The organism is Chryseobacterium binzhouense (assembly GCF_007474545.1).
GTDB classification, from domain to species: domain Bacteria; phylum Bacteroidota; class Bacteroidia; order Flavobacteriales; family Weeksellaceae; genus Chryseobacterium; species Chryseobacterium binzhouense.
In genome coordinates, this window is sequence record NZ_VKOG01000004.1 from 314389 (window position 1) to 340790 (window position 26402).

General features: G+C 34.8%; 24 protein-coding genes. 10 read left to right on the top strand and 14 right to left on the bottom strand.

The annotated features are described in order from the left end of the window. Positions 1-22 precede the first annotated feature (22 nt). From FNE73_RS12225 to FNE73_RS12250, 6 genes are all read right to left on the bottom strand, one after another. The gene (locus FNE73_RS12225) at positions 23-271 is read right to left on the bottom strand and encodes a four helix bundle protein (RefSeq protein WP_455423420.1); all 249 of its coding nucleotides are present in this window, start codon (positions 269-271) and stop codon (positions 23-25) included. A gap of 148 nt (positions 272-419) precedes the next feature. Further along, complete coding sequence (locus tag FNE73_RS12230; protein ID WP_143884881.1) at positions 420-1457, bottom strand: AAA family ATPase; 1038 nt, start codon at positions 1455-1457, stop codon at positions 420-422. A gap of 24 nt (positions 1458-1481) precedes the next feature. Further along, positions 1482-2648 carry a hypothetical protein gene (locus FNE73_RS12235; protein WP_143884882.1) on the bottom strand — a complete coding sequence of 389 codons (1167 nt, stop codon included), beginning with the start codon at positions 2646-2648 and terminating at the stop codon, positions 1482-1484. A gap of 6 nt (positions 2649-2654) precedes the next feature. After that, on the bottom strand, positions 2655-3452 hold the full coding sequence (locus FNE73_RS12240; protein ID WP_143884883.1) for a DUF4129 domain-containing protein: 798 nt from the start codon (positions 3450-3452) through the stop codon (positions 2655-2657). Further along, complete coding sequence (locus FNE73_RS12245) at positions 3445-4404, bottom strand: DUF4013 domain-containing protein (protein WP_143884884.1); 960 nt, start codon at positions 4402-4404, stop codon at positions 3445-3447. The genes FNE73_RS12240 and FNE73_RS12245 overlap by 8 nt, the downstream gene beginning before the upstream one ends. After that, a complete protein-coding gene (locus tag FNE73_RS12250; protein WP_143884885.1) occupies positions 4391-5374 on the bottom strand; it encodes a stage II sporulation protein M in 984 nt (327 codons plus the stop codon). The genes FNE73_RS12245 and FNE73_RS12250 overlap by 14 nt, the downstream gene beginning before the upstream one ends. A 26-nt stretch (positions 5375-5400) precedes the next feature. On the opposite strand from FNE73_RS12250, the gene FNE73_RS12255 reads away from it, so the two are divergent. Beyond that, positions 5401-6150, top strand: a complete 750-nt coding sequence (locus FNE73_RS12255; protein ID WP_143884886.1) for an RDD family protein — start codon at positions 5401-5403, stop codon at positions 6148-6150. Between the two features lie 45 nt (positions 6151-6195). Here the strand turns inward: FNE73_RS12255 and FNE73_RS12260 are convergent, their stop codons facing one another. Beyond that, complete coding sequence (locus FNE73_RS12260) at positions 6196-6666, bottom strand: hypothetical protein (RefSeq protein ID WP_143884887.1); 471 nt, start codon at positions 6664-6666, stop codon at positions 6196-6198. A gap of 186 nt (positions 6667-6852) precedes the next feature. Between FNE73_RS12260 and FNE73_RS12265 the strand changes: the two genes are divergently transcribed. Then, positions 6853-7143 (top strand): GNAT family N-acetyltransferase, encoded by a 291-nt coding sequence (locus FNE73_RS12265; RefSeq protein ID WP_130914185.1) that lies wholly within the window; start codon positions 6853-6855, stop codon positions 7141-7143. On the opposite strand, the gene FNE73_RS12270 is transcribed toward FNE73_RS12265, so the two are convergent. The 5 genes from FNE73_RS12270 to smpB all read right to left on the bottom strand — a co-directional run bounded on the left by FNE73_RS12270 (position 7132) and on the right by smpB (position 11831). Next, positions 7132-8103 (bottom strand): glycosyltransferase family protein, encoded by a 972-nt coding sequence (locus FNE73_RS12270; RefSeq protein WP_143884888.1) that lies wholly within the window; start codon positions 8101-8103, stop codon positions 7132-7134. The two genes, FNE73_RS12265 and FNE73_RS12270, sit on opposite strands and share 12 nt — an antisense overlap. 1 nt (position 8104) lies before the next feature. Further along, entirely contained in the window at positions 8105-8929 is an 825-nt protein-coding gene (locus tag FNE73_RS12275; protein WP_143884889.1) for a UDP-2,3-diacylglucosamine diphosphatase, read from the bottom strand. Positions 8930-8986: 57 nt separating this feature from the next. Then, positions 8987-9727 (bottom strand): YebC/PmpR family DNA-binding transcriptional regulator, encoded by a 741-nt coding sequence (locus FNE73_RS12280; protein ID WP_130914188.1) that lies wholly within the window; start codon positions 9725-9727, stop codon positions 8987-8989. Positions 9728-9819: 92 nt separating this feature from the next. Continuing rightward, positions 9820-11295 (bottom strand): OmpA family protein, encoded by a 1476-nt coding sequence (locus FNE73_RS12285; protein ID WP_143884890.1) that lies wholly within the window; start codon positions 11293-11295, stop codon positions 9820-9822. Positions 11296-11372: 77 nt separating this feature from the next. Beyond that, positions 11373-11831 carry an SsrA-binding protein SmpB gene (gene smpB, locus FNE73_RS12290; RefSeq protein WP_089744851.1) on the bottom strand — a complete coding sequence of 153 codons (459 nt, stop codon included), beginning with the start codon at positions 11829-11831 and terminating at the stop codon, positions 11373-11375. Positions 11832-11949: 118 nt separating this feature from the next. Between smpB and FNE73_RS12295 the strand changes: the two genes are divergently transcribed. Continuing rightward, the gene (locus tag FNE73_RS12295) at positions 11950-13572 is read left to right on the top strand and encodes an ABC-F family ATP-binding cassette domain-containing protein (protein WP_143884891.1); all 1623 of its coding nucleotides are present in this window, start codon (positions 11950-11952) and stop codon (positions 13570-13572) included. 120 nt (positions 13573-13692) lie between these two features. On the opposite strand, the gene FNE73_RS12300 is transcribed toward FNE73_RS12295, so the two are convergent. Beyond that, positions 13693-14508: a ferritin-like domain-containing protein gene (locus tag FNE73_RS12300; RefSeq protein ID WP_143884892.1), complete on the bottom strand. Its 816-nt coding sequence runs from the start codon at positions 14506-14508 to the stop codon at positions 13693-13695. Positions 14509-14533: 25 nt separating this feature from the next. Next, a complete protein-coding gene (locus FNE73_RS12305; protein WP_143884893.1) occupies positions 14534-15241 on the bottom strand; it encodes a ferritin-like domain-containing protein in 708 nt (235 codons plus the stop codon). 214 nt (positions 15242-15455) lie between these two features. Between FNE73_RS12305 and recJ the strand changes: the two genes are divergently transcribed. From recJ to FNE73_RS12340, 7 genes are all read left to right on the top strand, one after another. After that, positions 15456-17174 (top strand): single-stranded-DNA-specific exonuclease RecJ, encoded by a 1719-nt coding sequence (gene recJ / locus FNE73_RS12310; protein ID WP_143884975.1) that lies wholly within the window; start codon positions 15456-15458, stop codon positions 17172-17174. A gap of 112 nt (positions 17175-17286) precedes the next feature. Next, entirely contained in the window at positions 17287-17874 is a 588-nt protein-coding gene (nadD, locus tag FNE73_RS12315; RefSeq protein ID WP_143884894.1) for a nicotinate (nicotinamide) nucleotide adenylyltransferase, read from the top strand. A gap of 40 nt (positions 17875-17914) precedes the next feature. Then, positions 17915-18253 (top strand): DUF3817 domain-containing protein, encoded by a 339-nt coding sequence (locus FNE73_RS12320; RefSeq protein ID WP_143884895.1) that lies wholly within the window; start codon positions 17915-17917, stop codon positions 18251-18253. A gap of 207 nt (positions 18254-18460) precedes the next feature. Beyond that, positions 18461-19375, top strand: coding sequence for a dimethylarginine dimethylaminohydrolase family protein (locus FNE73_RS12325; RefSeq protein WP_143884896.1), 915 nt, complete (start codon positions 18461-18463; stop codon positions 19373-19375). A gap of 45 nt (positions 19376-19420) precedes the next feature. Continuing rightward, positions 19421-20344, top strand: a complete 924-nt coding sequence (gene ctlX / locus FNE73_RS12330) for a citrulline utilization hydrolase CtlX (protein WP_143884897.1) — start codon at positions 19421-19423, stop codon at positions 20342-20344. A 927-nt stretch (positions 20345-21271) separates the two neighbouring features. Further along, a complete protein-coding gene (locus tag FNE73_RS12335) occupies positions 21272-22927 on the top strand; it encodes a T9SS type A sorting domain-containing protein (RefSeq protein WP_143884898.1) in 1656 nt (551 codons plus the stop codon). A gap of 6 nt (positions 22928-22933) precedes the next feature. Next, entirely contained in the window at positions 22934-26401 is a 3468-nt protein-coding gene (locus FNE73_RS12340; RefSeq protein ID WP_143884899.1) for a hypothetical protein, read from the top strand. The last annotated feature ends 1 nt before the right edge of the window (position 26402 follow it).

A 26402-nucleotide genomic window follows, 5' to 3' on the forward strand; every position in this document is an offset into this window, starting at 1 on the left:
AGATTTTAGGAGTCAGATTTATTTATTGCTTTAAGGAATTAATAAGACCATTTAACATTTTTGAATTTTCAATAATATCTTGATTTAATTTTAAATAGTTTTTCTCATTTAAAAAACCGAGATTTTTTGCTATAATTAATTGTGTTTCAACCTCTGCACAACTTCCTCTAGAGATTCTTAGAAACTGCAAATAATCAGGTACACTTCTTCTAGAATTTCCCTCAGAAATATTGGAAGGAATCGAAACTGCAGCTCTTCTAATTTGAGATATTTAACCATATACTTCAGTTTTAGGAAAAGATTCAGTTTCTTTATAAACCTCTGTAACAAAATTTATAGATTTCTGCCAAACTAAAAGTTCTTTAAAATGTGCCATAATGAAAAACTTACAACTATAATCTTCTACCTAATACCTCAACCTATCTAGGAATTTCTATTCCTTCCAGAATCTGTCTGATAATTTCATCGGCTGTAAGTCCTTCCATTTCTCTTTCTGGCGAGACAATGACTCTGTGTCGTAAAACTGCATAACTTGCTTCTTTAATATCTTCCGGGGTTACAAAATCTCTTCCTCTTAATGCGGCAAATGCTTTTGAAGCCGTTAATAAAGCCAGACTTGCTCGTGGCGAAGCTCCCAGATATAAAAATTGATTTTCTCTTGTATTGATGATGATCTTGGCGATATATTCTATAAGTTGAGATTCAACAATGATTTCTTTCACCAGCTTCTGATAAGTATTGAGCTGTTGTGCAGTAATAACTTTATTTACAGCTTCCGTTTTATCTTCCAGTCTGTTATCGTGTTGGTTTTTGATGATTGAAATTTCCTGTTCCAGATTAGGATAACCTACATTGATTTTAAATAAAAATCGGTCAAGCTGAGCTTCGGGAAGTCTGTATGTTCCTTCATGTTCAATCGGGTTTTGGGTTGCAATAACCAGAAACGGCTCTTCCATTTCATAACGCGTTCCGTCGATGGTAATCTGCTTCTCCTCCATTACCTCAAACAAAGCCGCCTGAGTTTTTGCCGGAGAACGGTTGATTTCATCAATCAGAATAAAGCTTGAAAAGATGGGTCCTTTTTTAAACTCAAATTCAGAATTTTTCATGCTGAAAATTGAGGTTCCCAAAATGTCGGAAGGCATCAGATCAGGCGTAAACTGTATCCTGCTGAAATCTACATCAATAGTTTTTGCCAGTAGCTTTGCTGTAATTGTCTTCGCAACTCCGGGAACTCCTTCTATCAGAACATGACCGTTAGAAAGCAGTGCCGCCAAAAGATGTTCGACCATTTTTTCCTGACCGACAATTACTTTGGCGATTTCTGTTTTTACTTTATCTAAATTTTCACGAAGCTCAATCATATCAATTCTTGACTGAAACTGCTCCTGCTCTTTCTGTTGTATATCTAAATTTACAGATGGCTGATATTCTGAATGTCCGTTATTATCTTCCATATTGTTTTATTTTTTAATAAATTTTTATTTTAAAATTGAATCCAAAAGAGCATTCATCTTTGCCAAATCTTCTTTCATCACACTCGCGTAAGGATCCTGTGCTTTTTTCATTAAAACAACCGCTTCTTCAATCATTTCAATTGGTTTTCCTGTTTTCAGATGAAGCTTTTTTGCAAAATCACCATCCAGATTCTGAGTATCTATCAATAGATCAATTCTCACTTTATTTAGAAAATACTGAGCTTTTTTTGCCATCATATCATGAAAATCACCTTCCTGAAGATACAGATTACCGATGCTTTTCACAAAATCAGCCGAAGTATTTCTGAGAGGTTCAATTACGGGAACAATACGCTGTTTTCGTTTTGCATTGAAGAAAATAAATAATACCATCCCGCCTAAAAATACCCACCAAGCATATTTAAGCGGCGGATTGGATAAAATAAAACGCAACGACCAGCTAGATTCCGTTGTATTGGCTTCCGTAAACCACAATGTTTCATTTTCATTCAGATAAGAAAAAATATTTTCTGCGTACTTTAAATTTTGAGGCTTTAAAAGATAATAATTGGTAATAAAAAGCGGCTCGCTGTGAACGAAAATATACCCTTTCCCAAAAGGCGCTTTAATAAAATTAGCCTGAACGTCATTGTCTTCCTCAACTGTTTTTCCTAAAACCTGCACTTTAGGTTTAATATAAGAAAAACCTTTTCCTGAAGGAAACTTATCCAGTTTCAGAGAATCATCTACATATTTTTCATCTGTGAGTTTTAATACATTGTTATCTTCAAAAGAAATTTGCGACATATAAAAACCAATAGAGTCTGAAATAGCTTTAGGAACTCTTGATGCAATAACCATCACGTTGGATCCTTTTTCTGCCTGCTTCAGGATTTTGTACCAGGATTCTGCATCAATTTCACTTTCTATGATTAAAATATTATGCTTATTATCTTTTGCGGGATTATTTTGCGAATAATAATTATATGGTGAAAGATTTACTTTTGTAAGTTTATTTTTGAACAAATCTTTAGACTCTTGATTGAACACAAATAGTCCGAAAGGAGATTTCTTATTGACATCAAAATTTTTCCGCCAGTCTAAAACTTCCTTCTTGTTCAATTCAAACAACGCCAGAATCACCATGATTATGATGAAAATTACAGCATATATTTTGAAAGTTCTGTTCATACCGGACTAAGCATTAAAGTTTTGAAACTGTTTTTTGAATTTTGCATAATGCTCCTCATCAATGCTGAATTCTCCGTACCATACATAATCGAAAATATAGGAAAGATCGTAAAATTCATTTTTAAGATTTCCTGCTTTTAATTCTGCAACATAATCTTTGTTGGTTTTTTCCGGATTCCACTGGATCAGTTTTTTGTCACTCAGTTTTTTGAGGATAAATAAAAACTGGTATCTTACTGCCGAACGGTAGTCTTTATTATTTTCAAAAGCTGCAATACTTTGAGGGAAATTTATTTCGTGAATATTCTCATGAAGCTCTTCTTCATTAATCTCAACTTTTCTGTTCTTTTTATCAAAAAACAGACTCCCATTGTGGCTGATTAAAAATTTAACTAAAAAATATAAAAGAAACCCTACCACAACAATCGCAAAAAGACGGATAATCACTGCCGTAATCTGCGAAGATGTCTCCATACTTGTTTCTCCGAAGATGCTTCTGATGAGTTCGGCAATTTTACGCTGTAATTTTTGAAGCAAAGACTCTCTTGGTTTGGAAGTTGTGTAATCGAAATCTTTTTCCTGATATCTGGAACCTAATTTTTCTTTGAATTTTTTCTGAAAAACAGGATTCTCGGTAAGAGGATTGGCTTTTAACACAGAATCTGCAACATACATATTTCTGTAATGCGAAGTTACCGCAGAATCCACAACAATTTCTTCGGTATATTCTTCCGTATAATCATCCTGCGCTTTTACAAGACCAAGATTCAGAAAAACAATCAGTAAGAACAGAAATTTATTCATTAACGCCAATAGTTTCAATTTCCTGCAAGTCAAGCTGCTGATGTAAGTCTCTGCGGCTGTCAAAATACATCAGTCCGGAATTTACATACATTAAGTTTGAAAGAATAAATGAGAAAAGTAATGATACACCATAAGTCACAAACAAAATAATCCCGAATCCGTCTGCAAAAGGATTCTGCTCAAAATTTCCATCTGGGGCAGAAGTCGCAATTTTAACCATAAAAAGAATCATGGGTATCATTGTGAAAATTGTGATAATTACCTGTATGATAATGTAAATAACCAATGTTGCTCCCCAATATTTCCAAAATGGCGAACCTTCTCTTGCACTCGGATAAGAAAACTGCGAACGAATGGAGTAACTTAAACTTGCAAAAAATCCTCTGGAACTATTGAAATAATCAAACATTAAAAAATTGATAATGTTTACTACAGCAGGAGCAACCAAAAATAAAATAAAGAAACCGATCAGAATGAAAATCATCGCATAGGAAATCCCTAAAATGATAATTGCTAATGGGGTAACGATAAAGACCAAACCGAGTATTAATTTCCCGATTTTTCCTGCATTCGATTTGAATTCAGACATAATATCATCTACTTTGATCTTTTGTTTTCCTTCATTCAGCTTTTTCATGTAAAAAACAGGATACAGATAATTTACAATCATTAATGCTATAAAAAGTATGAATGTAAGAATACCGGTCGTAATAAACATCCCTGCATTTTCCTGAAAATAATTTTCAAAATAATAGCTCTGACCGCCAATATTCGATCCGAAAGCCTGCATAAACAATTCTTTGTAACCGAATATGAAAATTACAACAAGCAGAATCAGCAGAAGACCATTGATAAGAAGATAATTTTTGTAATAATTTCTTCCGTAAAGTTTAAAAAATGCAAATGTATCGCTTATAAATGCTCCGAAATCTCTTTTTTTATATAATTGCATGGTGAATTTGTTTTTTGATTCTCTGGTTAACGATTTTAGGATAAATAAAATAATAAAAACTGATGATTCCCAAACAGCCGAAAATAATGATAAGGTTTAAAACCAAAGGCATATCTAAAGCATGTCTCGTTACATAACCTTCAATAATTCCGGCACATATCGTAAAAGGAACCGTGCTTAAAAATATTTTAAATGAATTTTTGAATCCGTTTTTGAAAGAATTGAATCGTGAAAATGTTTTGGGGAACAAAATAGATGCTCCTAAAATTAAACCACACATCCCCTCTACAATCATACTGAAAATCTCAAATGTTCCATGAAGCCATATTCCTTTTGCGCTGTCTGCCAAAGCCCCATGTTCGTAGAAAAAATACTGAAAGGTTCCTAACATAATAGAATTCTGCATCAGCACATAAAATGTCCCGATTCCAAGAAACATTCCGTAGAGATATAATTTAGCTCCGACAATAATATTGTTAAATGTAATTCCTATTGTGCTTCCCCAGGTTGATCCGCTTTGATAAACACCTACAGGATTTCCGTTTTTGATGTTTTCAATAGTCATGTTTACATAGCCTTCGCTCAGAATAATTTTAGCAAAATCTTTATCATAAACCGCTGAAAGCACACCAATAAGCATAAAAGAGAAGAAAAATATAAAAGAATACATCAAATACCTTCTGTATTCAAAAACAATCATCGGAACTTCCGTTTTAAAGAAATAAAGAAGCCTGTTTTCTTCTATACGTTTTGTTTTGTAAATTTTCTGAAAAATTTGTGACGACAAATGATTCAGATAAACTGTTGTATTGCTTTTAGGATAATAAGACTGTGCAAAAGATAAATCGTTGATGAGGTTTATATACAGTGATGACAGATCATCAGGATTTTTTTTGATTTTCCCCTGAATAACCTGCTCAATTCCCAACCATTTTTCTTTATTTTGTTTGATGAAATAAACTTCTCTCATATTGTAAGGCTAAAATAATAAAAAATATGTCTCAAATTGCGATAAATACTTCTCAAAATGTAAATATTAATTTCACCGTTGCAAGCATTGGAGAAAGAATCTTAGCTTTCATTATTGACGGTGTTATCAGGATTGCTTATATTTTCCTTGTTTTTTATCTTTTTTTCAGCGTTTTAAATTTAGGCTATATTTTAAACGGGATGGATGACTGGTCTCAGGGTGCTGTTTATATTGTTCTGACCTTTCCCGCTTCTATCTATCCGATTGTTTTTGAAAGCCTGATGGAAGGTCAGACACCCGGAAAAAAAATAATGAAAGTACGTGTCGTAAAAATTGACGGTTATCAGGCTGGTTTTGGGGATTATCTTATTCGATGGATTTTCAGGCTGATTGACACCACTTTTTTGGGATTGATTGGATTAATCTCTATGATTATTTCAAAAAACAATCAAAGATTAGGCGATATTGCTTCCGGAACTGCAGTTATTTCTTTAAAAAATCAAATCAATATTTCGCATACGATTTTAGAAAATATTCAGGAAAATTATATTCCGACTTTTCCTCAGGTAATCGCACTTACCGACAATGATATGAGAATCATTAAAGACAATTATCTCAAAGCCGTGAGAATTGATGACAGACATGTCATTTCCAGACTTTCAGATAAAATTAAAAACATTTTGAAGCTGGAAGTAGATCCGAGAGAAATGACAGAAAGACAATTCATCGGGATTATTATCAAAGATTATAACTATTATACAGGAAAGGATAATTAACTCTACATTCAGTTATAACTAATCATACCTAATCTGAAATTAAAATCATTGCAGCAAAGACCATATTGCAACACCAATTCCGGCATAGACAGTCACTGTAATAATATCAGCAATGGGCTGTGAAAAGCGTTTTTCAGCAATTTTTTCTCCATTGATCTGATTTTTATGAAATTTGAGGATTTTATCCGGCTTTCCAACAGGATGTGCAACCAGGCTGTCATTTTCCCATCTGTCCACGATAATTTTATATTTTCTTCCTTCCACATCAATTTTAAAATTCTTGCTTGGAACAAGCTTCTCCTGAATATTTACTGGAACAGAAGCTAGCTGTGAATTCAGGTTTTGCGATTCAGCAGTATTATTTTTTGTCTGTATGGAAGCCGTATTACCAAGAGCTGCATTTTTATTAGGATCTTGTTTACTGTCAATGGGTATTTCTGCCGGTTTTCTGACCTGATATGTATAGCAGCTCATTAGACAAAACGATATGATGAGAAGGTAAAAATTCTTTTGCATTAGTCAAATTTAAGAATTAAACGGAAAACTCCGTATTTTCTTTTAAAAGTTTCTGCTTTTTAAAAATTTATTTGAGATTACAACAGCTTTAGGTTTGAGTTTAGCAGTTAGTAAAAATTTGTTGATGTATATCAAAAACTCCTCGGTGCAGTTTTTGTATTTTTATTTTTAATTAAAATCAAGATTATGAGATTCGAAAATAATAAATCAGGAAACGGCGGAGTCATTACGCTGAATAACGAAATAAAAGAAGTGGGAAGACTTACCTATACGATTTTCCCAAACGACAGTAAACTTGTTATTTCCTTTGTTCTTGTGCATCCAGAGTTTGAAGGTCGGGGAATGGGAAAATTCCTTGTTGAGGAAGCCATTAAATTTTCTCGTGAAAACAACTGGAAAGTGTATCCTCACTGTTCTTATGCGAGAGCTGTGATGAGAAGAATGAATGACGTAGAAGATATATTTTTACAGCATTAAAACTTCTTTCAGTAAAATTTCTTCAATATTATCCGGATAATCAACCTTAAAATGCAGATCGGAATCAATCCAGTTTTCGATTTGTATTTTATCAAGAATTTTAGAATTAGGAATTCCCATTCGGTTTAAAGCAGCTGCATTACATTCCTGTTCGTACTGATTATGAATAGGAATTACAAAAAGTTTTTTGTCCATAAACAATGCTTCGGCAGGAGTTTCAAAGCCAGCATTGCACAAGATCCCTTCACAGTTCTCAAAATGTTTCAGATACTGAACTTCATCAATAGGAAAAATTTCAGCATTTTTAATCTTGTTGTCAATCACTGCGTTTCTTGAAAAGATTTTCCATTCTACAGGAATATCATTTAAGATTTTAATGATGTTTTCATCCGAAAAACTTGGAAGATACACCACATAAAATCCCTTTTTATCAGGATTAAGATTTCTTATTTTCCGTCTGATAACAGGCTTTTTGATTTGTGGATGATAATTTTCAAAGTGAAAACCTATTTTACGCTCACTTGGAACGTAATACTTAAGAATCATTTCGCCAAAGAAATCTTTTTTTTCAGGTTTTGGAGTTTCTTTAAAGCTCATTGAAGCCTGATGACTCAGCTCAATCATATTCAGATTTTGAAGTTTACAAGCCCAGCCTGTAATTGGTTCATAATCGTTAATTATCAAATCATACGTACTGAGATCTATATCTTTTATAGTTCTGAATGCTTCTGAAAAATTATTTTCAAACAGAATTTTTTGGTACGAAATACCTCCTCGTTCATTGTATAACAGGGAAATTCCTTTATGTTGAAAATTAATCGGAAAATCTGCTTTCAGTTGTGATTGATGACCGCTGATTAAAGTATCAACATGAGCATATTTTTTCAAAATCGGAATGATTTCCTGCGCTCTTGCAATATGCCCGTTTCCTGTTCCCTGAAATGCGTACAAAACTTTCATTTTATGTAAACTGGGTTACGAGTTTCATCAGATCAGAAGGATGGATGTCGTGAATTTCTTCGGAAGTATCTTCCTTGAGAGAGTCTTTATGGTCATCATAATAAAAGATTTTCCATTCCTCATTATGATATTCCAAAGCAGAAAGATTTTCTACCCAATCTCCGGAATTAAGGTAAATACAAGATCCTTTTTTATTAGTAACCTCACGAATTTGAGGCTGATGAATATGTCCGCAGATTACATAATCATATTCATTATCAATGGCAAGCTCAGAAGCAGTCAGCTCAAAATCGCCGATATACTTTACTGCTTTTTTGACATTATTTTTAATTTTTTTTGAAAATGAGTACTTTTCCTTACCTATTTTCTCTAAAAACCAATTGACCAGATTGTTGATGACAATAAGAAAATCGTAACCTTTACCACCAAGTTTTGCAATCCATTTAGAATGCTGTACAGAAGCATCGAATACATCTCCATGGAAAATCCACGTCTTTTTGTTGTTAACATCCAGACAGAGTTTGTTGCAGACTTTCAGCTTACCCAGCTCGAAATCAGTAAATTTCCGGAATATTTCATCATGATTTCCGGTAATATAGTATACGTCGGTGTCTTTTGTAGCAAAAGAAATAATCTTCTTGATCACCTTTAAATGAGGCTTAGGGAAGTAAGACTTTTTAAACTGCCAAATATCAATAATATCACCATTCAAAACCAATGTTTTGGGGTGGATAGAATTCAGATATCTCAAAAGTTCTTTAGCCTTACATCCGTAAGTTCCCAAATGTACATCCGAAATAACAACCAATTCAACGTTTCTTTTCATAATTTTAGACAAAGAAACTAATTGAAAATGAATTATATATGAATGTAATATTATTTTTTATAGAGAGTCAAGAAGCTCATCTGTCATTTCCATATTGTGATATACATTCTGTACATCATCATCTTCTTCAAAACGTTCAAGCATTTTCATATTAGCTTTAAACTGTTCTTCGTTCACTTCTTTTGTATTGTTTGGAATTCTTTGTAATTCTGCACTTTTCGCTTCAATTCCTAATTCGTCTAATTTGTGAGACAAAGAACCAAAATCTTCAAAAGCTGTGGTGATCATTACCTCTTCTTCATCTTTCTCAACATCTTCCGCTCCGCCATCAATCATTTCCATTTCAAAATCATCCCAATCCATTGTAATTTTAGATAACTCAATGGTAAATATACCTTTTCTGTCAAAAATAAAGGCAAGTTCTCCGTTTTTACCCAAGTTACCGTCAAACTTATTGAAGACAGCTCTCACATTAGCTACAGTTCTGGTTGTGTTGTTCGTAGTACATTCTACAAAAAACGCCACACCGCCTTGTCCATACCCTTCATAAGTTACTTCTTCGTAGTTTTCGGCATCTGCACCACTAGCCTTTTTGATCGCTCTTTCTACATTATCTTTTGGCATATTTGCGCCTTTCGCATTTTGAATGCATCTTCTCAATGCAGGATTAGATTCGGGATCCGGACCCCCTGCTTTTACAGCTAATGCAATATCTTTTCCGATCTTAGAAAAAGTTTTGGCCATTTTATCCCAACGCGCCATTTTAGATGCTTTTCTATATTCAAACGCTCTTCCCATTTTATTTTTAAATTTTCACAAAATTACTCAAAATCAGCAATAAAAAAAATACCCCTGGAAAACCAGAGGTATTTAATATTTAGAAAAATTTATTATTTTCTTTTTTTAGCCGGAGCTTTCTTTTTAGGAGTAGCTGGCAAGTCAGATTTTTTGTAAGTTTCCCACTCAGATCCAGAGATAGCTCTTACGATAACTTTTCTGTCAGCTTGTCTTTCAGCGTCAGAAGCAGTTTCAGGAACTGTAGCTTCTTGCTCACCGATACCAATTGACTTCAATACAGCAGGGTTTACACCTCTAGCTTCTAAAGCAGAAACTACAGCAGCAGCTCTTTGTCTTGATAAATTCAAGTTATAAGAATCACTTCCTTTCTTATCAGTCATACCAATAATTACGAAGTTTTCAGCAGGAGCATCCTTAATAATCTTAGCAGCTGTATCTAATTTACCGCTAGACTCTTTTCTGATTGTTGCTTTATTGAAATCAAACAATAGATCTCTAAACTCTTCAGTAATAGTTACATCAATTGGTTTTGGTTTTGGTGGAGGTGGACATCCGTTGTACTCAGCAACACCTGGAACTGTAGGACAAGCATCATCTTTATCTAAGATACCGTCACCATCTGTATCTGGCCAAGGACAACCGTTGTTTTCAGCTGGACCTGCAACTGTAGGACAAGCATCATCTTTGTCGATTACACCATCACCATCTGTATCTGGCCAAGGACAACCGTTGTTTTCAACTGGACCTGCAACATCTGGACATTGATCATCTTTATCTGGAACTCCGTCACCATCTGTATCAGGACATCCCTGGAATTCTGGTAAACCTGGAGTATCTGGACATAAATCGTCTTTATCTAAGATACCATCCTTATCTCTGTCTCTGTTTCCGAATCTGAAGTTCAATGTAGCTGAAGCTTGCCAGAAGTTAGCAACATTAGATTTATCACCTGGAGTTGAAACGTAATCTCCTTGTACCCCAAGACCAAAGTTCTTAGTCAACCAAAGATTAAGACCTGCACCAGTAGAAACAGTTAAGAAATTAGCTTTACCCATTTCGTTTCCGTTTTCTCCGTTACCGATCATCTCAGCAGGATTACCGTTGATTAAAGCCTGTCTAGGGAAAGAAAGACCTGTATAATCATGTCTTAGGTAGTTAGCACCAACTCTTAAGTATGGGTCAAACCAAGATTCTTCGTCCCAAAGAAGACCAGCTGCCTTAAATTGGAAACCAAGACCTGTCTGAAGGAAAAACTCCTTACCCATGTTGAATCTTTTGTTTTCAACATTACCTACAGTAGTCTGCCAGTCGATTACCAAACCTTTACCAACGTTTCTTGCAACAGTTAATTTTGATAATGGAGGTGTAATTGAGAAGTTGTTCACATTGAACATATTCTTCGTCAAATTAGTAGCAGAGAACGTATTGCTGAAATTGCTACGTTGTGCTGTATGGTTTTCCGCATGCGCACCAACCCCGATTAACCACGGATTGTTGGTCGTCTGAGCGAAAACAGTAGAGGCAACCGTAAGCGCCAATGCTGAAATTCCTAATTTTAGATTTTTCATAGAATTAAATGATTAAATAATTGATATTGCAAAATAAATATAATTTTTCTTTATAAACAAAGTTTTCAGGATGATTTTTAACTTTTCTTTAATATTCTATTGAGGTTTCTTTTATTTTCTCTATCTTTAATGGCTTCCCTCTTATCAAAGAGTTTTTTACCTCTTGCCAGTGCTATTAATATTTTGGCTTTGCCATTATCATTAATATAAAGCTTCAAAGGAACAATAGTATTCCCTGCATCCTTCAATTTCTTTTCGAATTTTGCCAATTCTCTTTTGTGCAACAGCAACTTTCGTTCCCTTTTTGTTTTATGATTATAGAATGTCCCTAGCTTATATTCATCTATCATCATATTAATAATATATAGTTCTCCATCAATAAACTGACAAAACGACTCTGTGATGGATGCTTTTGAAGAACGCAATGATTTAATCTCTGTTCCGGTCAAGACCATCCCCGCTTCTATTTCTTCGAGAATCTCATATTCAAAACGGGCTCTTTTATTTAGTATTCTGACTGTCTTTTCAATCTTCATTTTGATAGTTTTAATCCTTAAATGTACAAAATCTTCCTTGCGATAAAAAGTTGAGTATGATAATATTATCATTTACCCAATTTCTTTTTGTAATTTTGCGCCAAATTTACAAAACTATATGTTAACAGTATCTAACTTATCTTTACAATTCGGGAAGAGAGTTCTTTTTGACGAAGTAAACATCATGTTTACGAAAGGAAACTGCTACGGAATTATCGGAGCAAATGGTGCAGGAAAGTCTACATTCCTTAAAATATTGACCGGAAAACAAGACCCAACAACAGGACACGTATCTTTGGAACCTGGAAAAAGAATGTCAGTTCTTGAGCAGGATCACTTTGCTTACGATCAGTATACGGTACTTGAAGCAGTTTTGAGAGGTAATAAAAAATTATTCGAGATAAAAGAGGAGATGGACGCGCTTTATGCGAAAGAAGACTTCTCTGATGAAGACGGTATCAAAGCCGGAGAATTGGGTGTGATCTATGACGAAATGGGAGGTTGGACTGCAGAATCTGACGCACAGACCATGCTTTCCAATGTAGGCATTAAAGATGATATGCATTGGCAAATGATGAGCGAACTTGAGAACAAAGATAAAGTAAAAGTTCTTTTGGCTCAGGCGCTTTTCGGAAATCCTGATGTACTTATTCTGGATGAACCTACAAACGACCTTGATATTGAAACTATTTCATGGCTGGAAGATTTCCTGGCGGATTATGAAAACACCGTAATTGTTGTATCTCACGACCGTCACTTCTTAGACACCGTTTGTACGCATATCGGTGACTTGGATTATGCAAAACTAAATCTTTATACCGGTAACTATTCTTTCTGGTACCAAGCTTCCCAATTAGCAACGAGACAAAGAGCTCAGGCTAATAAAAAGGCTGAAGAAAAGAAGAAAGAACTTCAGGACTTCATTGCGAGATTCAGCTCAAACGTTGCAAAAGCGAAACAGGCAACTGCAAGAAAGAAAATGATCGACAAATTAAACATCGACGATATTAAGCCTTCATCAAGAAGATATCCTGCGATTATTTTTGAAATGGAAAGAGAAGCGGGAGACCAGATCTTAGATGTTAAAGGTCTTGAAAAGACAAAAGACGGAGAATTATTATTCTCAAATATTGATTTAAATCTTAAAAAAGGAGATAAAGTTGCTGTTTTGTCTAAAAACTCATTAGCAATTACAGAATTTTTCGAAATTTTAGCAGGAAACGTAGAAGCAGATAAAGGAACTGTTGCTTGGGGAGTTACTACAAATCAGTCTCATATGCCTTTGGATAACACCAACTTCTTTCAGGAAGATTTAAGTTTGGTTGATTGGCTGAGACAATTTACCAAAAATGATGAGGAGCGTCATGAGGAATTTGTACGAGGATTCTTAGGAAGAATGCTTTTCTCAGGTGATGAAGCTTTGAAATCATGTAAAGTGCTTTCAGGAGGTGAAAAAATGAGATGTATGTTCAGCAGAATGATGCTTCAGAAAGCCAATGTTCTTTTACTTGACGAACCAACCAACCACTTAGACCTTGAAAGTATCACAACATTGAACAACTCACTGTCTAACTTCAAAGGAAACATTTTACTGGCTTCACATGACCACGAAATGCTTTCTACTGTCTGTAACAGAATTATTGAGCTGACTCCGACAGGAATTATCGACAGAGAAATGACATACGACGAATATCTTGGTGATAAAAAAGTAAAAGAATTAAGAGAGAAAATGTATTCTTAATTTTTGAATCTTTATTAAAATATGAATCCCTAAGCTTTTATCAGTTTAGGGATTTAATTAAAAAATCCTTTTCAATTAAATGAAAAGGATTGAAAGAAAACATTTCTATTTATAATAATACTATACAATAAACAATGAAGCAATGGCAGTAGCATCTGATCCGCTTAAAACCTCATCGTAAGATGCAGATCCTGCAGCAGCACCAAATGCGGTAGCTGTATTAAATCCTGCCTGTACCGTAACTCCCTCTCCTGCATATACCGGATTGGTTGCTGCAGGCATATTTCCACCGTCTGCATTTTCGATCCAGCCTTTATTAGATCTCATTCTTCTCACTTGAGAAGCGTGTCTTGCTTCCACAGAATGGATTTGCAAAGCAGCCTGAAGAACCGTTTTGTTTGACATCACATTTCCAGCCTGACCTTTGTAAGCTCGCACTCCTGTGTCTTCAAAAGCTTGTGCTAAAATTAAAAACTGCTGATAATTGGTAAAAGGTGTAAAATTTCCGCCAGCCGTAAAGTCAAAAGTTGGTTTGGCAGCCGGAGTTACGCCCAGTGAGGTAAGTGTATTTTTAAGGAAAGTTACGTGAGCAGCTTCGTGCTTAGATATTTGCTGAAAAACAACACGATCGGCATTAGGAATCAAAGTTCCGGAATTAAGTCCGATTCTGTAATACTCATCTTCAAGATATTCCAGCGTCAATGCCAATTGAAGAGCATCGGTAAGAGCATTCTTCATTGCAAATGTCGGGTTTTCTGTGTTAACAGTCTCTGCTTTTGCTGATGTTGCCATAAAACTTCCCAATCCTAATGGAAGAGCGGCAACTGCTGCTTTTTTCCCAAAAGTTGAAAGGTCTGAAAGCGTTTCTGATCTGGACGTTTGTTTTGTAAAAAAAGAATCGTCTGATAATCTATCTAGTAATTTAAGAATGTTCATAATAATAAAATTTTGAATTGATAATTTAGTTAATGCCTCTTTCTTTCCAGGTAAATTTAGTTTTAATAAATCCGCCTGCTGCCATTACGATATCTGATGGCTCTTTGGCCACATCGAGTCCATTGGCATCAATTACATCATCGCCTGAGAATGCCGCAGTACCTGGATTAATCAAATCTCTGATCGCTGCAGCGTGTCTTGCTTCTACAGAAACAATTTTTCCTGCTATTACGAGATAATCCGGATTAGAAATATATTTCCCTGCTGCGTTGTAAGCAGCTACTCCTGTATCTTCAAGAGCTTTTGCTGTTGCCAGAACAGAATTTCTGTCATTAAAATTTACATTCGGATACTGAAATTCCAAAGTTGGCAACACATTAGAAGTTGCTCCTGAAATAGCCGCTTTGAAGAAATCTCTGTGGATAACCTCATGATGATACAAATCTGTAAAAATCTGCTGCTCAACTGAAGAAATCCCTGAATAAAAGTTGTTCACTACTTTGGTGTAAAAATCTGCCTCCAATTGCTCAAGTGCATAAGCATAATTTAAAACACCAACATCTCCTGTACCTAAGTCGAAGACATTACTATCAATAATTTCAAAATCATCATCACTACAGCCTACCAATGTAAGACCTGCTGCAACAATACCAATACCACTCAATTTTAGGAAGTTTCGTCTTCCTGTGTCTAGGGTCGCTCCCTTACTGGAAACCTGAATTGTTTTTTTCATAATATTATTTTAAAATAGGTTTAGTATTTAAAATCATTTACGAAGCATGGTTTCGTTTGGATTCAATAAACATTAATTTTTTTTAAATTTTATTAAAATATTATTCACTTTCAATAGATTATATTAAAAATAAACCCTCCAATTATGGAAATTATTTTTATAACGACTTAAATTTTCAATGGATTTTAAAATAAATTTTGCCTATTTTTGTGAAATGAGTCAAAAATGGATTTACAAACCAGAACCTGATGAAGAAATTGTTGATGGATTGAGTTCGTCGCTTGGTTTCGGAACTTTTGAATCCAAACTATTAGTTCTCAGAGGAATTGACAATTATCAGAAGGCGAGAGAATTTTTCAAACCCAACATGACCGATATCCACAGTCCGTTTCTGATGGCGGATATGCAAAAGGCTGTAGAGCGTATTGCAACAGCTATCGAAAACGGTGAGAAGATTCTGGTTTACGGAGATTACGATGTAGACGGCACCACTGCCGTTGCGCTTATGTACCTTTATCTGAGTAAAATCGTTCAGAAAAAATATTTAGACTTTTATATTCCCGACAGAAATTCTGAAGGATACGGAATATCAACCGAAGGTATTGATTTTGCCAAAGAAAACGGCTTTACATTAATTATTGCTTTAGACTGCGGAATAAAAGCAATCGACATGATTAATTACGCCAAAAGCAAAGATATAGAATTCATTATCTGCGATCACCATTTACCAGGCGAAGAGATACCGGAAGCAGCTGCGGTTTTAGATCCTAAAAGAAGCGACTGCAGATATCCTTTCAAAGAACTTTCGGGTTGCGGCGTAGGATTCAAACTTTGCCAGGGTCTCAATACTATTTATAAAATTCCTGAAGCTGAGCTTTTTGAACTCACCGATCTTTTGGCAATTTCTATTGCTGCAGATATTGTTTCAATGACGGGTGAGAACCGCGTTCTAGCAAAAATGGGTCTTAAGACACTCCGCAAAACCAGAAATATGGGACTGAGACTTCTTATTCCTGAAGATAAGCTTTCTCACTTTGAAATTTCGAATATTGTTTTTGAAATTGCTCCGAAAATTAACGCAGCAGGAAGAATTTCTCACGGGAAGGCAGCAGTCGAACTCATGGTTTCTGACAATCTGAAACATGCACACCAAATCGTAAACGACATCATGAATCTGAATGATGAAAGAAGAGAACTGGATATGAACTCTACCCTTTCTGCACTCAATCAGATCATAGAATCTCAGCAGGAAACAAAATTTTCTACCATTGTTTATCACCCGGAATGGAACAAAGGAGTAATCGGGATTGTAGCATCCCGTCTTACGGAAACGTACTATAAGCCTACTTTGGTTTTTACCGACGGAAATAATGGCGAAATGGTTGCATCAGCAAGATCGGTTTCAGATTTTGATGTACATGAAGCGCTTGATATGTGCTCGGAATATTTTTTGAAATTTGGCGGGCATCATGCGGCTGCAGGACTTTCTATGGAAAAAAGCAAGTTTGAAGCATTTAAAATTAAATTTGAAAAAATAGTTGCCGAAAAAATTCAGGATCATCAGAAAGAGCCATCCATTACCATAGATTCTGAAGTGCATATTGACGAGATTAACCGTGATTTTATCAATTTCCACAGAAAGCTGGCTCCGTTCGGACCTCAAAATATGAAGCCTAATCTGGTTTTAAAAAATCAGAAAATTTCGGGATATGTTAAAACGATGGGGAAAGACAATAATCATCTGAAATTTTATATTAAGCAAGAATCCACAGGAAGAAATATAGAATGTATTGGTTTTAAACTTGGGCAGTTTGCGGATGATTTCAGAACTAAAAACTTCGACATTGCATTTACTTTGGAGGAGAATCACTGGAAAGGCAATGTAACTCATTGTCTGAACATCAAAGACGTAAAGTTTTTAGACGGTGAATAAGTGAATTTGTTTTAGTATGAATGTTAATTCAATCATCCTACTGACTAATATTTTTTAAATTTACAAGCATAACGAATTGACTTGTGAAGCAAAATTGACTATTGGCTTAATAATGAAAAAAATCGGTTTATTTTTCGGTTCGTTCAATCCTATTCATATCGGTCATTTGATTTTGGCAAACTACATTCTGGAAAACTCTGACATGAATGAGTTGTGGTTTGTTGTAAGTCCTCAGAATCCTTTTAAAGAAAAAAAATCTTTGCTTAAAGATCACAACCGACTGGAAATGGTAGAACTTGCCATCCGCAATTATCCGTCTATGAGGGCTTCTAATGTGGAGTTTGGGCTGCCTACGCCAAGTTATACAATTGACACGCTTACTTATCTTAAAGAAAAATATCCTGATTATTCATTCAGCCTTATCATGGGCGAAGATAATCTGCAAAGTCTTCATAAATGGAAAAATGCTGATATTTTGATCAAAAACCACCACATTATTGTATATCCGAGAATTAGCAATGAACAAAATAATGAATCTGAAATTTCCCGGCATGAAAACATTTCATTGATAAAAGCGCCCATTATTGAACTTTCTGCTACAGAAATCAGAAATATGATAAAAGAAGGAAAGAATGTAAGACCCATGCTTCCACCGGAAGTTTTTGATTATGTAGATGGAAGCAGCTTTTATAAATCTTGATATTAGATGTTAGATACAAAATAATTCTTAGTTTAGTATTATGAATTTTATAGAAAAATTTTTCTCAAAATATTCTCAGGAGCAAATGATCAGATGGTTTAAGCAGATTTGCCTTGCAGAAGCCATTTCATGGTTTTTTTTGTTTACGGCTATGATCTGGATCCGTTCAGATAAAGAAAGCATCCTTCCTACAATCTACATCATCATTATCGGGAATCTTCACGGGTTGTTTTTTACACTTTATCTTTTGTTTCTTCCTTCGATGAGAAAAATTTACGAATGGGATGATGAAGACACTGTATTTACCATTATTGCTGCATTTTTCCCTTTTGCTACCATCTGGATTGATAAAAAACTGGCCCGTTTTAACAGAGAATAGGCTTTTTTAACAAATAATTTTTAAAGATTTTATCCTTATAAAAACTTGTGATTCTACTAAATCTATCTGAATTTTCCATAATCATCAGATGAATTAAACAGGATTTCTCACATTCACAAAACTCAGCGAAAATTCTCTGAATGTGAGGTATACAAAAACTTTTCCCTTCGCCTGCGTTTGTTTATATTTGCTTAATTCTCATTATTTATGAAATTGAATATCAAAAACGAAACAGGAAGATTAAAATCCGTTGTATTGGGACAGCCCAATTCTATGGGTATGGTTCCTACTCTGCAAGAGAGCTACGACGCAAAATCATATCATACTATACAGAATAATATCTATCCTAAAGAAGAAGATATTATTAATGAAATGAATGCTTTTGAAGCAGTGCTGAAAAGGTACGATGTACAGGTTTTCCGTCCAGATATTATTGCAGATTACAATCAGGTCTTTGCAAGAGATGTCGCTTTTGTGATTGACGATAAGATGATTATTTCTAACGTAATTTCAGACAGAGCAGATGAACAGAATGCCTACAAAAAAGTTTTTGAAGAGGTAGAATGGAGAAAAATCATCAACCTTCCGGAAACAGCCCACATTGAAGGAGGCGATGTTATCGTCTGGAATGATTTTCTTTTTATCGGAACCTGCTTTAGCGAAGATTACAGAAACTACAAAACTGCAAGAACCAACGAATATGCTATCGAAATTCTTAAGGAATATTTTCCAAAAAAGAGAATCATAGATCTTGAGTTGAAAAAAAATGATCAGGAACCTTATCAGGGAATTTTGCATCTGGACTGCACTTTCAACCCCGTTGGAAATGACAAATGTATCATTTATAAAAATGGTTTTGTAGACGAAAGCGATTACAATTTAATCATTGATATTTTCGGAGAAGAAAACTGTTTTCATGTAACAGATGAAGAAATGTTTGAAATGTTCCCGAATATCTTCTCTATTTCCCCTGAAGTTGTTGTATCCGACAAAGCGTTTACAAGAATGAACAACCACCTGAGAAACGAATGGGGAATGACCGTAGAAGAAATTCCTTACCGGGAGATTTCTAAAATGGGCGGCTTACTGAGATGCTCTACCCTTCCGCTTGTGAGAGAATAATGGAAAACTGCTTATTATTTTATAATTCCAATTTTTAACTAAAAAATGCAAACCACAGATACCGTACTAATGATAGAGCCGATTGCGTTTGGATATAATGCAGAAACGGCAGAGAACAACTATTTTCAGGTCGAACAAAAAGAAGCAGATATTCAGTCCAAAGCTTTGGTAGAATTTAAAGTTTTTGTTGAAAAACTGAAAAACAAGGGAATTAATGTTATTACAATTAAAGACACTATAGATCCACATACTCCGGATTCGATTTTTCCAAATAACTGGGTCAGCTTTCACAGGGACGGAAAAGTTGTTTTGTATCCTATGTTCGCCTCCAACAGAAGAGTTGAAAGAAGGGAAGACATTATTGAAACCATTAAACAGAAAGGTTTCGAAGTGAGCGAATTAGATGACTGGTCTTTACCTGAAACTCAAGGACATTTCCTGGAAGGAACGGGAAGCATGATTTTCGATCATGACAACAAAATTGCTTACGGTTCTGTTTCTTTAAGGCTGGATGAAAATCTTTTCAGAGAATTTTGTGCAAAATATGGGTTTAAACCTGTTGTTTTTCATTCTTTTCAAACAGTTGGCAACGAAAGACTTCCTATTTACCACACCAATGTAATGATGTGTGTGGCAGATCGGTTTGTAGTTATCTGTTTAAACTGCATTGATGATGAAATTGAAAGAGACATGGTTGCTGAAACCATCAAAAAATCTGGTAAAGAAATTATAGAAATCTCTGAAAAGCAGATGCAGCAATTTGCCGGCAATATGCTTCAGGTGCAAAATACGGATGGTAAAAAATTTCTGATTATGAGCCAGACAGCTTACCAGTCATTAGAACAAAATCAGATTGAAAACATCGAAAAATATTGTGAAATCATTTATTCTGATCTGAATACCATTGAAGTAAATGGCGGCGGAAGTGCACGCTGCATGCTTGCCGAAATTTTCCTGCCTAAGAGATAAGAAATTTAATCTTTAATAGTTTTGTAGTAGAATAAAATTTTCAGACAATACTATCAAGTACAACTCATAGCTTCCTCATAATTCTTTCACTAAAGATTATGAAGAAGCTTTTTTATGAAATTTACTCCTAAAAATATTTCTGAATACTTCTCTCCTAGAAATTATGTAAACAAAAGTTATAAATAGAATTGACTTTTATTGAATTCATTTCAAACACGTCAAGTTTTGTCGCATTAGCGATTTAGGTTTGCAGAAATAACAACAAACTTATTCTATGGACATTTAATACATATTTTAAACGCAAAGTTTTATCAAAATAATCTTATATATGAGGAGCAAAGTTAAATCAACAGGTTGATTGATGAAGCTGTATTATTACGCTTTGCGAAGCAATTAATTGCCTTTGCATCTTAAAATAAAACATTTTGAAAATAAATCTTTGCGTGAAAATTAACAAAAAACTTATTACAGGAATATTTCGCGCATATTTTAAACGCAAAGTTTTATCAAAATAATCTTATATATATAAGGAGCAAAGATGAATCAACAGGTTGATTTGATGAAGCGATATTCACGCTTTGCGAAGCAATTTAATTGCCTTTGTATCTTAAAAATAAAACGTTTTGAAAATAAATCTTTGCGTGAAAATTAATAAAAACTTATTACAGGAATATTTCGCGCATATTTAACTCAAAGTTGAATCAAAATAATCTTATATATAAAGAGTTAATCAACAGTTTGATTGATGAAGCGATATTTCACGCTTTGCGAAGCAATTAATTGCCTTTGCATCTTAAAATAAACATTTTGAAAGTAAATCTTTGCGTGAAACAATCTTAAACCAATAAAAAACATGGTGAATTATACATTCAAAAAATTCATTTATATTTGAAAAATTAAAAAATAAACTATTAAAAAAACGCAGCTATGAAAAAACTCTACTCGGGTGCATTTCTTGTATGCACCATGGCTGTATTGCAGGCTCAGGAGGTAATATGGCAGAAAGACATCCGTTCCAATACCCAGGATTTTCTCTCGCAGGTGACAACAACCATTGATCAGCAGTACCTTATTACCGGAAGCTCTATTCAAAGCAGTAAGCTACAAGCTGAAGGCAGTAAGCAAAACAATGGTTACGATTTCCATTTGGTAAAGCTCAACCAGCAGGGCGAACAGGTCTGGGAAAAATATTTTGCCGGAAACAACCACGATTACATCCAGTCAACGATCAGTACGCAGGACGGAGGTTTTGCGGTAGTGGGAACTTCATTTTCCACGACAGGACTGGATAAGAAAGACGCTTCCAAAGGCGGCAGCGATATCTGGCTTATAAGACTGAACGAATTTGGTGATGAGCTTTGGCAGAAAACCATCGGAACCGCTCAGGATGAGGAAGCAAAAGCTGTTATCCAGACCATGGACTTCGGATTTATGGTGGCAGGAAGCGTAAAAAATTCACCCAAAGGTTTCGGTTCTAAAGATGTAATGGTCATTAAGCTTGATAAAAACGGAAAAGAAATTTCACAGATTATTTTAGGCGGAAGAGGACTGGATGAAGTAGAGAAAATGATTCCCACTCCGGACGGAGGGGCGTTATTGGGAGTGTATTCCAGAAGTTCCGAGGTACAGGATGCGGGTTCTGGTAAGAATTCCGGGATGCAGGGTACAAGTGGAACCTCGAATCCCGAAGCACGTTACTCTAAGTCCACAGCTAACGAAGGCGAGGGTGATTACTGGATCATTAAGCTTAACAGAGACGGAAAGGTGGAATGGGAAAAGAATTTCGGAGGGAAAGGTGATGATCACTTAACCACTCTGGCGTATACTTCAGTAGGATACATCATCGGGGGAAGCTCCAGATCGGAAAGGTCAGGCAATAAAACTGTGGGAATTGAAGAAGGAACAGATGTTTGGCTCGTCTCTTTAAATTCCAGAGGAGAAGAACTCTGGCAGAAATCCTACAATTTCGGAAACCGTGATGTGTTGATGGGAATGAATGTGATTCAGAGAAAAGATGAAAGAGAAAAGAATAAAGACTTAACCCAAGGCATTTTGCTGGGTGGTTATACGCAGTCGGAAGGCAGAATAGAAGCCAATGACGAAACATTCTGGATGCTCTATCTTGACCAAAACGGCAATGAGCAGTGGCGGAAATACGTGAAGGGCGAATCCCGAAAAAAAGAAGAAAGGTTATCTGATTTAAAACTGAACAAAGACGGATCTATTGTCTTAGCAGGAACAAGTGCTGAAGAGTTAGGCAAAGAAAACTGGAAAATTGTGAAGCTGGGCGACAGTCAGATTGATCAATTGATTGAGAAGCAGGACATCAGAATTTATCCGAATCCGGTGAGTGATTACTGTTATGTGGAGATCGGAATGGAATCCGCAAGCTGGAAGCTGGGTGATGGGAAAGCTGAAGCTGAGATCATCATTTACGATATGGGCGGAAGACAGCTGCAAAGCCTGAGAACCAAAAACAAAATCACCAAGATCAACACCCAGAATCTCATTCAGGGAGCGTATCTGGTGGTGGTGAAAACCAATGACAACAAAACCGCAAATGCGAAAATTATTAAAAAATAAATACAGATGAAGAGAATAATTTTATATATAGCTTTTTCTTTTACTACTATTGATGCACAAGAGGTAAAAAATTATACTCCTAATATAATACCTCCGGCTCCTTCAGTAAATAATCTAATGAAGTTTGAAGAAGTTCCCGTAAGCCATTATACTGGAGTACCTGATATTTCTATTCCCATCTATTCAATGGCTACAGGACTTAGTAATGTTAGTATTAATTTAAGTTTAAAATATCACTCGTTAAACCTAAAACCAGAAGATAGAGCAGGTGAAGCTGGGATAGGATGGAGTCTCTTTGCTGGAGGAACTATCTCAAGAACAGTTATAGATCTGCCAGATGAAATAGAAACAATATCTATATCTGGTAACTCACCTAAACGGAAATACGGGATCTATTTGGATGAAATGTCAGAAAATGTACTTCCTGCCAACAGAAACTATACCAAAAAGTTTATAGAGGCAGTTCTCGCATCTCCAACTTCCAATTATTTACCTTTGGATAATGACAACTACAGGAAATTGCTATATGAAGCAATGTATCAAAATAGGTTTGATACTAGTTATGATCTTTATCAATATAGTTTTTTAAATTATTCCGGAAGATTTATTGTAGTTAAGAACAATGGTGTGCTTACTCCTGTTTTACTGGATAAAAATAATCTTAAAATAACTTGTGCTTACTCTTCAGATTTGATCAATTCATTTGAAATTACAGATGAATCAGGAAACAAATTTGTATTTAATATGAAAGAAGCATCACATACAAGTTATTTTTCATATTCTCAGAATATTTTAGGCGGAGATAATATAAACTCAGGATACAATAGTCCATATACAAGCAGTTATCATTTAAGTTCAATCAGAAACTCACATGATCAGTTATTTGTTTTATTAAATTATTATCCTGAGAAAGAAATAAGTATAGCAAGCCTTTCAAAAATAAACAGAGATTATGAAATACCATTAACTTTTAACCAAGATCAATTACCTTCTGCAAACTCAGCACTTCCTAAAATAGAAGAAAGCACTTCTAGTAAGATTAATACAAAAACCAGATCTCTTAAGGAAATCATTGTTATAGACAAAGGGAAAATTGCATTCGAATATGATTACGGTAGACTTGACAGTAATTATGAAGGGTCGCTTATCGGCAATTTACCACGTCTGAAAGAAATAAAAATTTTTGACTCAAATAGTCATTTAATAGAAAGTAATATTTTTTTTCATGGCTATAATAACGGATATAATTCATCTAGACTCAATTTAAATAGCGTAAAAAAATATGATAAAGATGGTAATATGATGAGCGGATATAATCTTGAGTATTATCCTTATAAACTAGAAATGACTGAGGATGAATGGAAATATATAAAATGTAATGATGCAGGATACTCTTACAGAGATGAATGTGTAAGAGCAGGTCAATTAAAAGTAATGACTCTCCCTACAAAAGGAAAAATAGAACTTGATTATGAAGTAAACACCTATACCCATCAGCCGGATTCTGAAAATTTTTCTCCAAACACGGTTGAAATTACAAATTTTGATGACAATGAATTCAACTGGGATCCTAGTTCATCTCATACTAACTTCACTAATTTCAATTCTGGATATAAATATGCCTTTGAACTTACCGGAACAATGAAGGTTTCTTTTGCTTTGAACCTGGATGATATAATGCAAGGTAACTATCAGTGGAACCTTATACTCTATAAAAGAGAAGGTAACAATTATATTCCAATTAGATCAGTAGGACCAGGTTTTGACAGTTCTGGAAATAGTAATGTCACCTATGAATTAGATCCTGCTATCTTGGATCCCGGTATATATTACTTTAAGCTAGACAAATATTCTCCCGGCTCCGTACCAAACTTTAGCGTATGGGTTAATTCTTTTTATAAAGTCAGAAATATGAATAATTATAAATTCCTGCTGGGAGGAGGGATTCGTGTAAAAACAATTAAATACTTTGAAGGAGATAACAATTTTTTCACTTCGCCATCCAAAATGACTGAATACAAATATGAAAGTCCTCAAGACTCTAAAAAAAGCAGTGGCGCATTGGTATTTCCTAAACCTATGTATTCGTATGAAGATCTCTATACTTATAAATTCTTCTATTATTCTATACCCGATAATCCCAATTATTATACTGGTAATAACGTAATAAGAACAACATCAAAACATAACTTCCTAAATGTTCAAAAAACTAAAGGGGGAGATATTGGATATCAGTTTGTTGTTCAAAGTGAATCAGGAAACGGGAAAACACTTTATAAATTTACATCTCCAATTGATTATCCCAACCTTTCACTTCCTTCTTTCAGATCTCCTTTCCTACCTGCTGAAAATTACGACTTCAGAAGAGGAAATATTCTTAATAAAAAAGTTTATAAAGAGAATGATACAAATCCAATTAATGAGGAAATCTTTGAGTATGAAGAAACTGTTGTCAAAAGCATGCCTACAGGTATAGGTCTTAGATTCACCGGGACAGCATATTATGATGAGTTTCTTTATGGATCAGTATTTAATACTTACGAAGAGTACAAAAATGCACATGATAGTCCAAGTATCATCGTTAATGGCCAAATGATGATAAATCAACCTTACAGACCTTACTGCATTACCCAGACTAAGGATTCTTATAGTTTTATTGCTTATTATCTAAAAAATGATATTATAGGAAAAACTAATCTGAAAAAACATGAAATAATCAATTATTTCCCTAATCAAACACCTTTAAAAACAACAAAACTATATCAATATAATTCATATGATTATCCTACGATGATTACAGAAACTCATCCTGAAGGAAACACTATAATCACCTCGAATAAATACGCCCACGAAAAAAACAACACCAGACTCATCAACGCCAATATGATCGGGCTTCCGCTGGAGGTTACGGTGACTGAAAAAGTGACTCCTTTATCTGCTGAAACCTTGGTTTCAAAATCTGAAACCAGATATGATGATGCATCGCATTTGTTTCCAAGTTCGGCTATATCTTATAATCTTCATAGCGGAAATGCTTCCACACAGGTAACATTTGATCAATATGATCTAAAGGGCAACATTCTTCAGTACACCGCCAAAGACGGTGTTCCAACCTCAATCATTTGGGGGTACAACGGTACGCAGCCTATTGCTAAGATTGAAGGTGCATTGTATAACAACATCAAAAACAATCCTTTGATTATTGCTATCATCAATGCCTCCAATTCAGATGCAGCAAATCCTGCTACAGAAAACAATCTGATTACCGCTTTGGATGCCCTTAGAAATGACATTAATTTTAAAAACTTCCAAATGGCAACCTATACTTATGACCTGCTCATTGGGGTAACCAGTATCACTCCGCCATCGGGAATCAGGGAGATTTACAAATATGATACAGCCAACAGGCTGGAAAAGATAGTGGATGAAGAAGGAAAGATCCTGAAAGAATATCAATACAACTACAAACCATAAA

Excerpts from the sequence above, each read along its gene's own strand:
- FNE73_RS12275 (WP_143884889.1), bottom strand. The coding sequence starts at position 8,929 with ATGAAAAGAAACGTTGAATTGGTTGTTATTTCGGATGTACATTTGGGA.
- FNE73_RS12320 (WP_143884895.1), top strand. The coding sequence starts at position 17,915 with ATGAATTTTATAGAAAAATTTTTCTCAAAATATTCTCAGGAGCAAATG.
- FNE73_RS12335 (WP_143884898.1), top strand. The coding sequence starts at position 21,272 with ATGAAAAAACTCTACTCGGGTGCATTTCTTGTATGCACCATGGCTGTA.
- nadD (WP_143884894.1), top strand. The coding sequence starts at position 17,287 with ATGAAAAAAATCGGTTTATTTTTCGGTTCGTTCAATCCTATTCATATC.
- FNE73_RS12240 (WP_143884883.1), bottom strand. The coding sequence starts at position 3,452 with ATGAATAAATTTCTGTTCTTACTGATTGTTTTTCTGAATCTTGGTCTT.
- smpB (WP_089744851.1), bottom strand. The coding sequence starts at position 11,831 with ATGAAGATTGAAAAGACAGTCAGAATACTAAATAAAAGAGCCCGTTTT.
- FNE73_RS12280 (WP_130914188.1), bottom strand. The coding sequence starts at position 9,727 with ATGGGAAGAGCGTTTGAATATAGAAAAGCATCTAAAATGGCGCGTTGG.
- FNE73_RS12270 (WP_143884888.1), bottom strand. The coding sequence starts at position 8,103 with ATGAAAGTTTTGTACGCATTTCAGGGAACAGGAAACGGGCATATTGCA.
- FNE73_RS12295 (WP_143884891.1), top strand. The coding sequence starts at position 11,950 with ATGTTAACAGTATCTAACTTATCTTTACAATTCGGGAAGAGAGTTCTT.
- FNE73_RS12255 (WP_143884886.1), top strand. The coding sequence starts at position 5,401 with ATGTCTCAAATTGCGATAAATACTTCTCAAAATGTAAATATTAATTTC.
- FNE73_RS12245 (WP_143884884.1), bottom strand. The coding sequence starts at position 4,404 with ATGCAATTATATAAAAAAAGAGATTTCGGAGCATTTATAAGCGATACA.
- ctlX (WP_143884897.1), top strand. The coding sequence starts at position 19,421 with ATGCAAACCACAGATACCGTACTAATGATAGAGCCGATTGCGTTTGGA.
- FNE73_RS12265 (WP_130914185.1), top strand. The coding sequence starts at position 6,853 with ATGAGATTCGAAAATAATAAATCAGGAAACGGCGGAGTCATTACGCTG.
- FNE73_RS12325 (WP_143884896.1), top strand. The coding sequence starts at position 18,461 with ATGAAATTGAATATCAAAAACGAAACAGGAAGATTAAAATCCGTTGTA.
- FNE73_RS12340 (WP_143884899.1), top strand. The coding sequence starts at position 22,934 with ATGAAGAGAATAATTTTATATATAGCTTTTTCTTTTACTACTATTGAT.
- FNE73_RS12250 (WP_143884885.1), bottom strand. The coding sequence starts at position 5,374 with ATGAGAGAAGTTTATTTCATCAAACAAAATAAAGAAAAATGGTTGGGA.
- FNE73_RS12305 (WP_143884893.1), bottom strand. The coding sequence starts at position 15,241 with ATGAAAAAAACAATTCAGGTTTCCAGTAAGGGAGCGACCCTAGACACA.
- FNE73_RS12285 (WP_143884890.1), bottom strand. The coding sequence starts at position 11,295 with ATGAAAAATCTAAAATTAGGAATTTCAGCATTGGCGCTTACGGTTGCC.
- FNE73_RS12230 (WP_143884881.1), bottom strand. The coding sequence starts at position 1,457 with ATGGAAGATAATAACGGACATTCAGAATATCAGCCATCTGTAAATTTA.
- FNE73_RS12300 (WP_143884892.1), bottom strand. The coding sequence starts at position 14,508 with ATGAACATTCTTAAATTACTAGATAGATTATCAGACGATTCTTTTTTT.
- FNE73_RS12235 (WP_143884882.1), bottom strand. The coding sequence starts at position 2,648 with ATGAACAGAACTTTCAAAATATATGCTGTAATTTTCATCATAATCATG.
- recJ (WP_143884975.1), top strand. The coding sequence starts at position 15,456 with ATGAGTCAAAAATGGATTTACAAACCAGAACCTGATGAAGAAATTGTT.
- FNE73_RS12260 (WP_143884887.1), bottom strand. The coding sequence starts at position 6,666 with ATGCAAAAGAATTTTTACCTTCTCATCATATCGTTTTGTCTAATGAGC.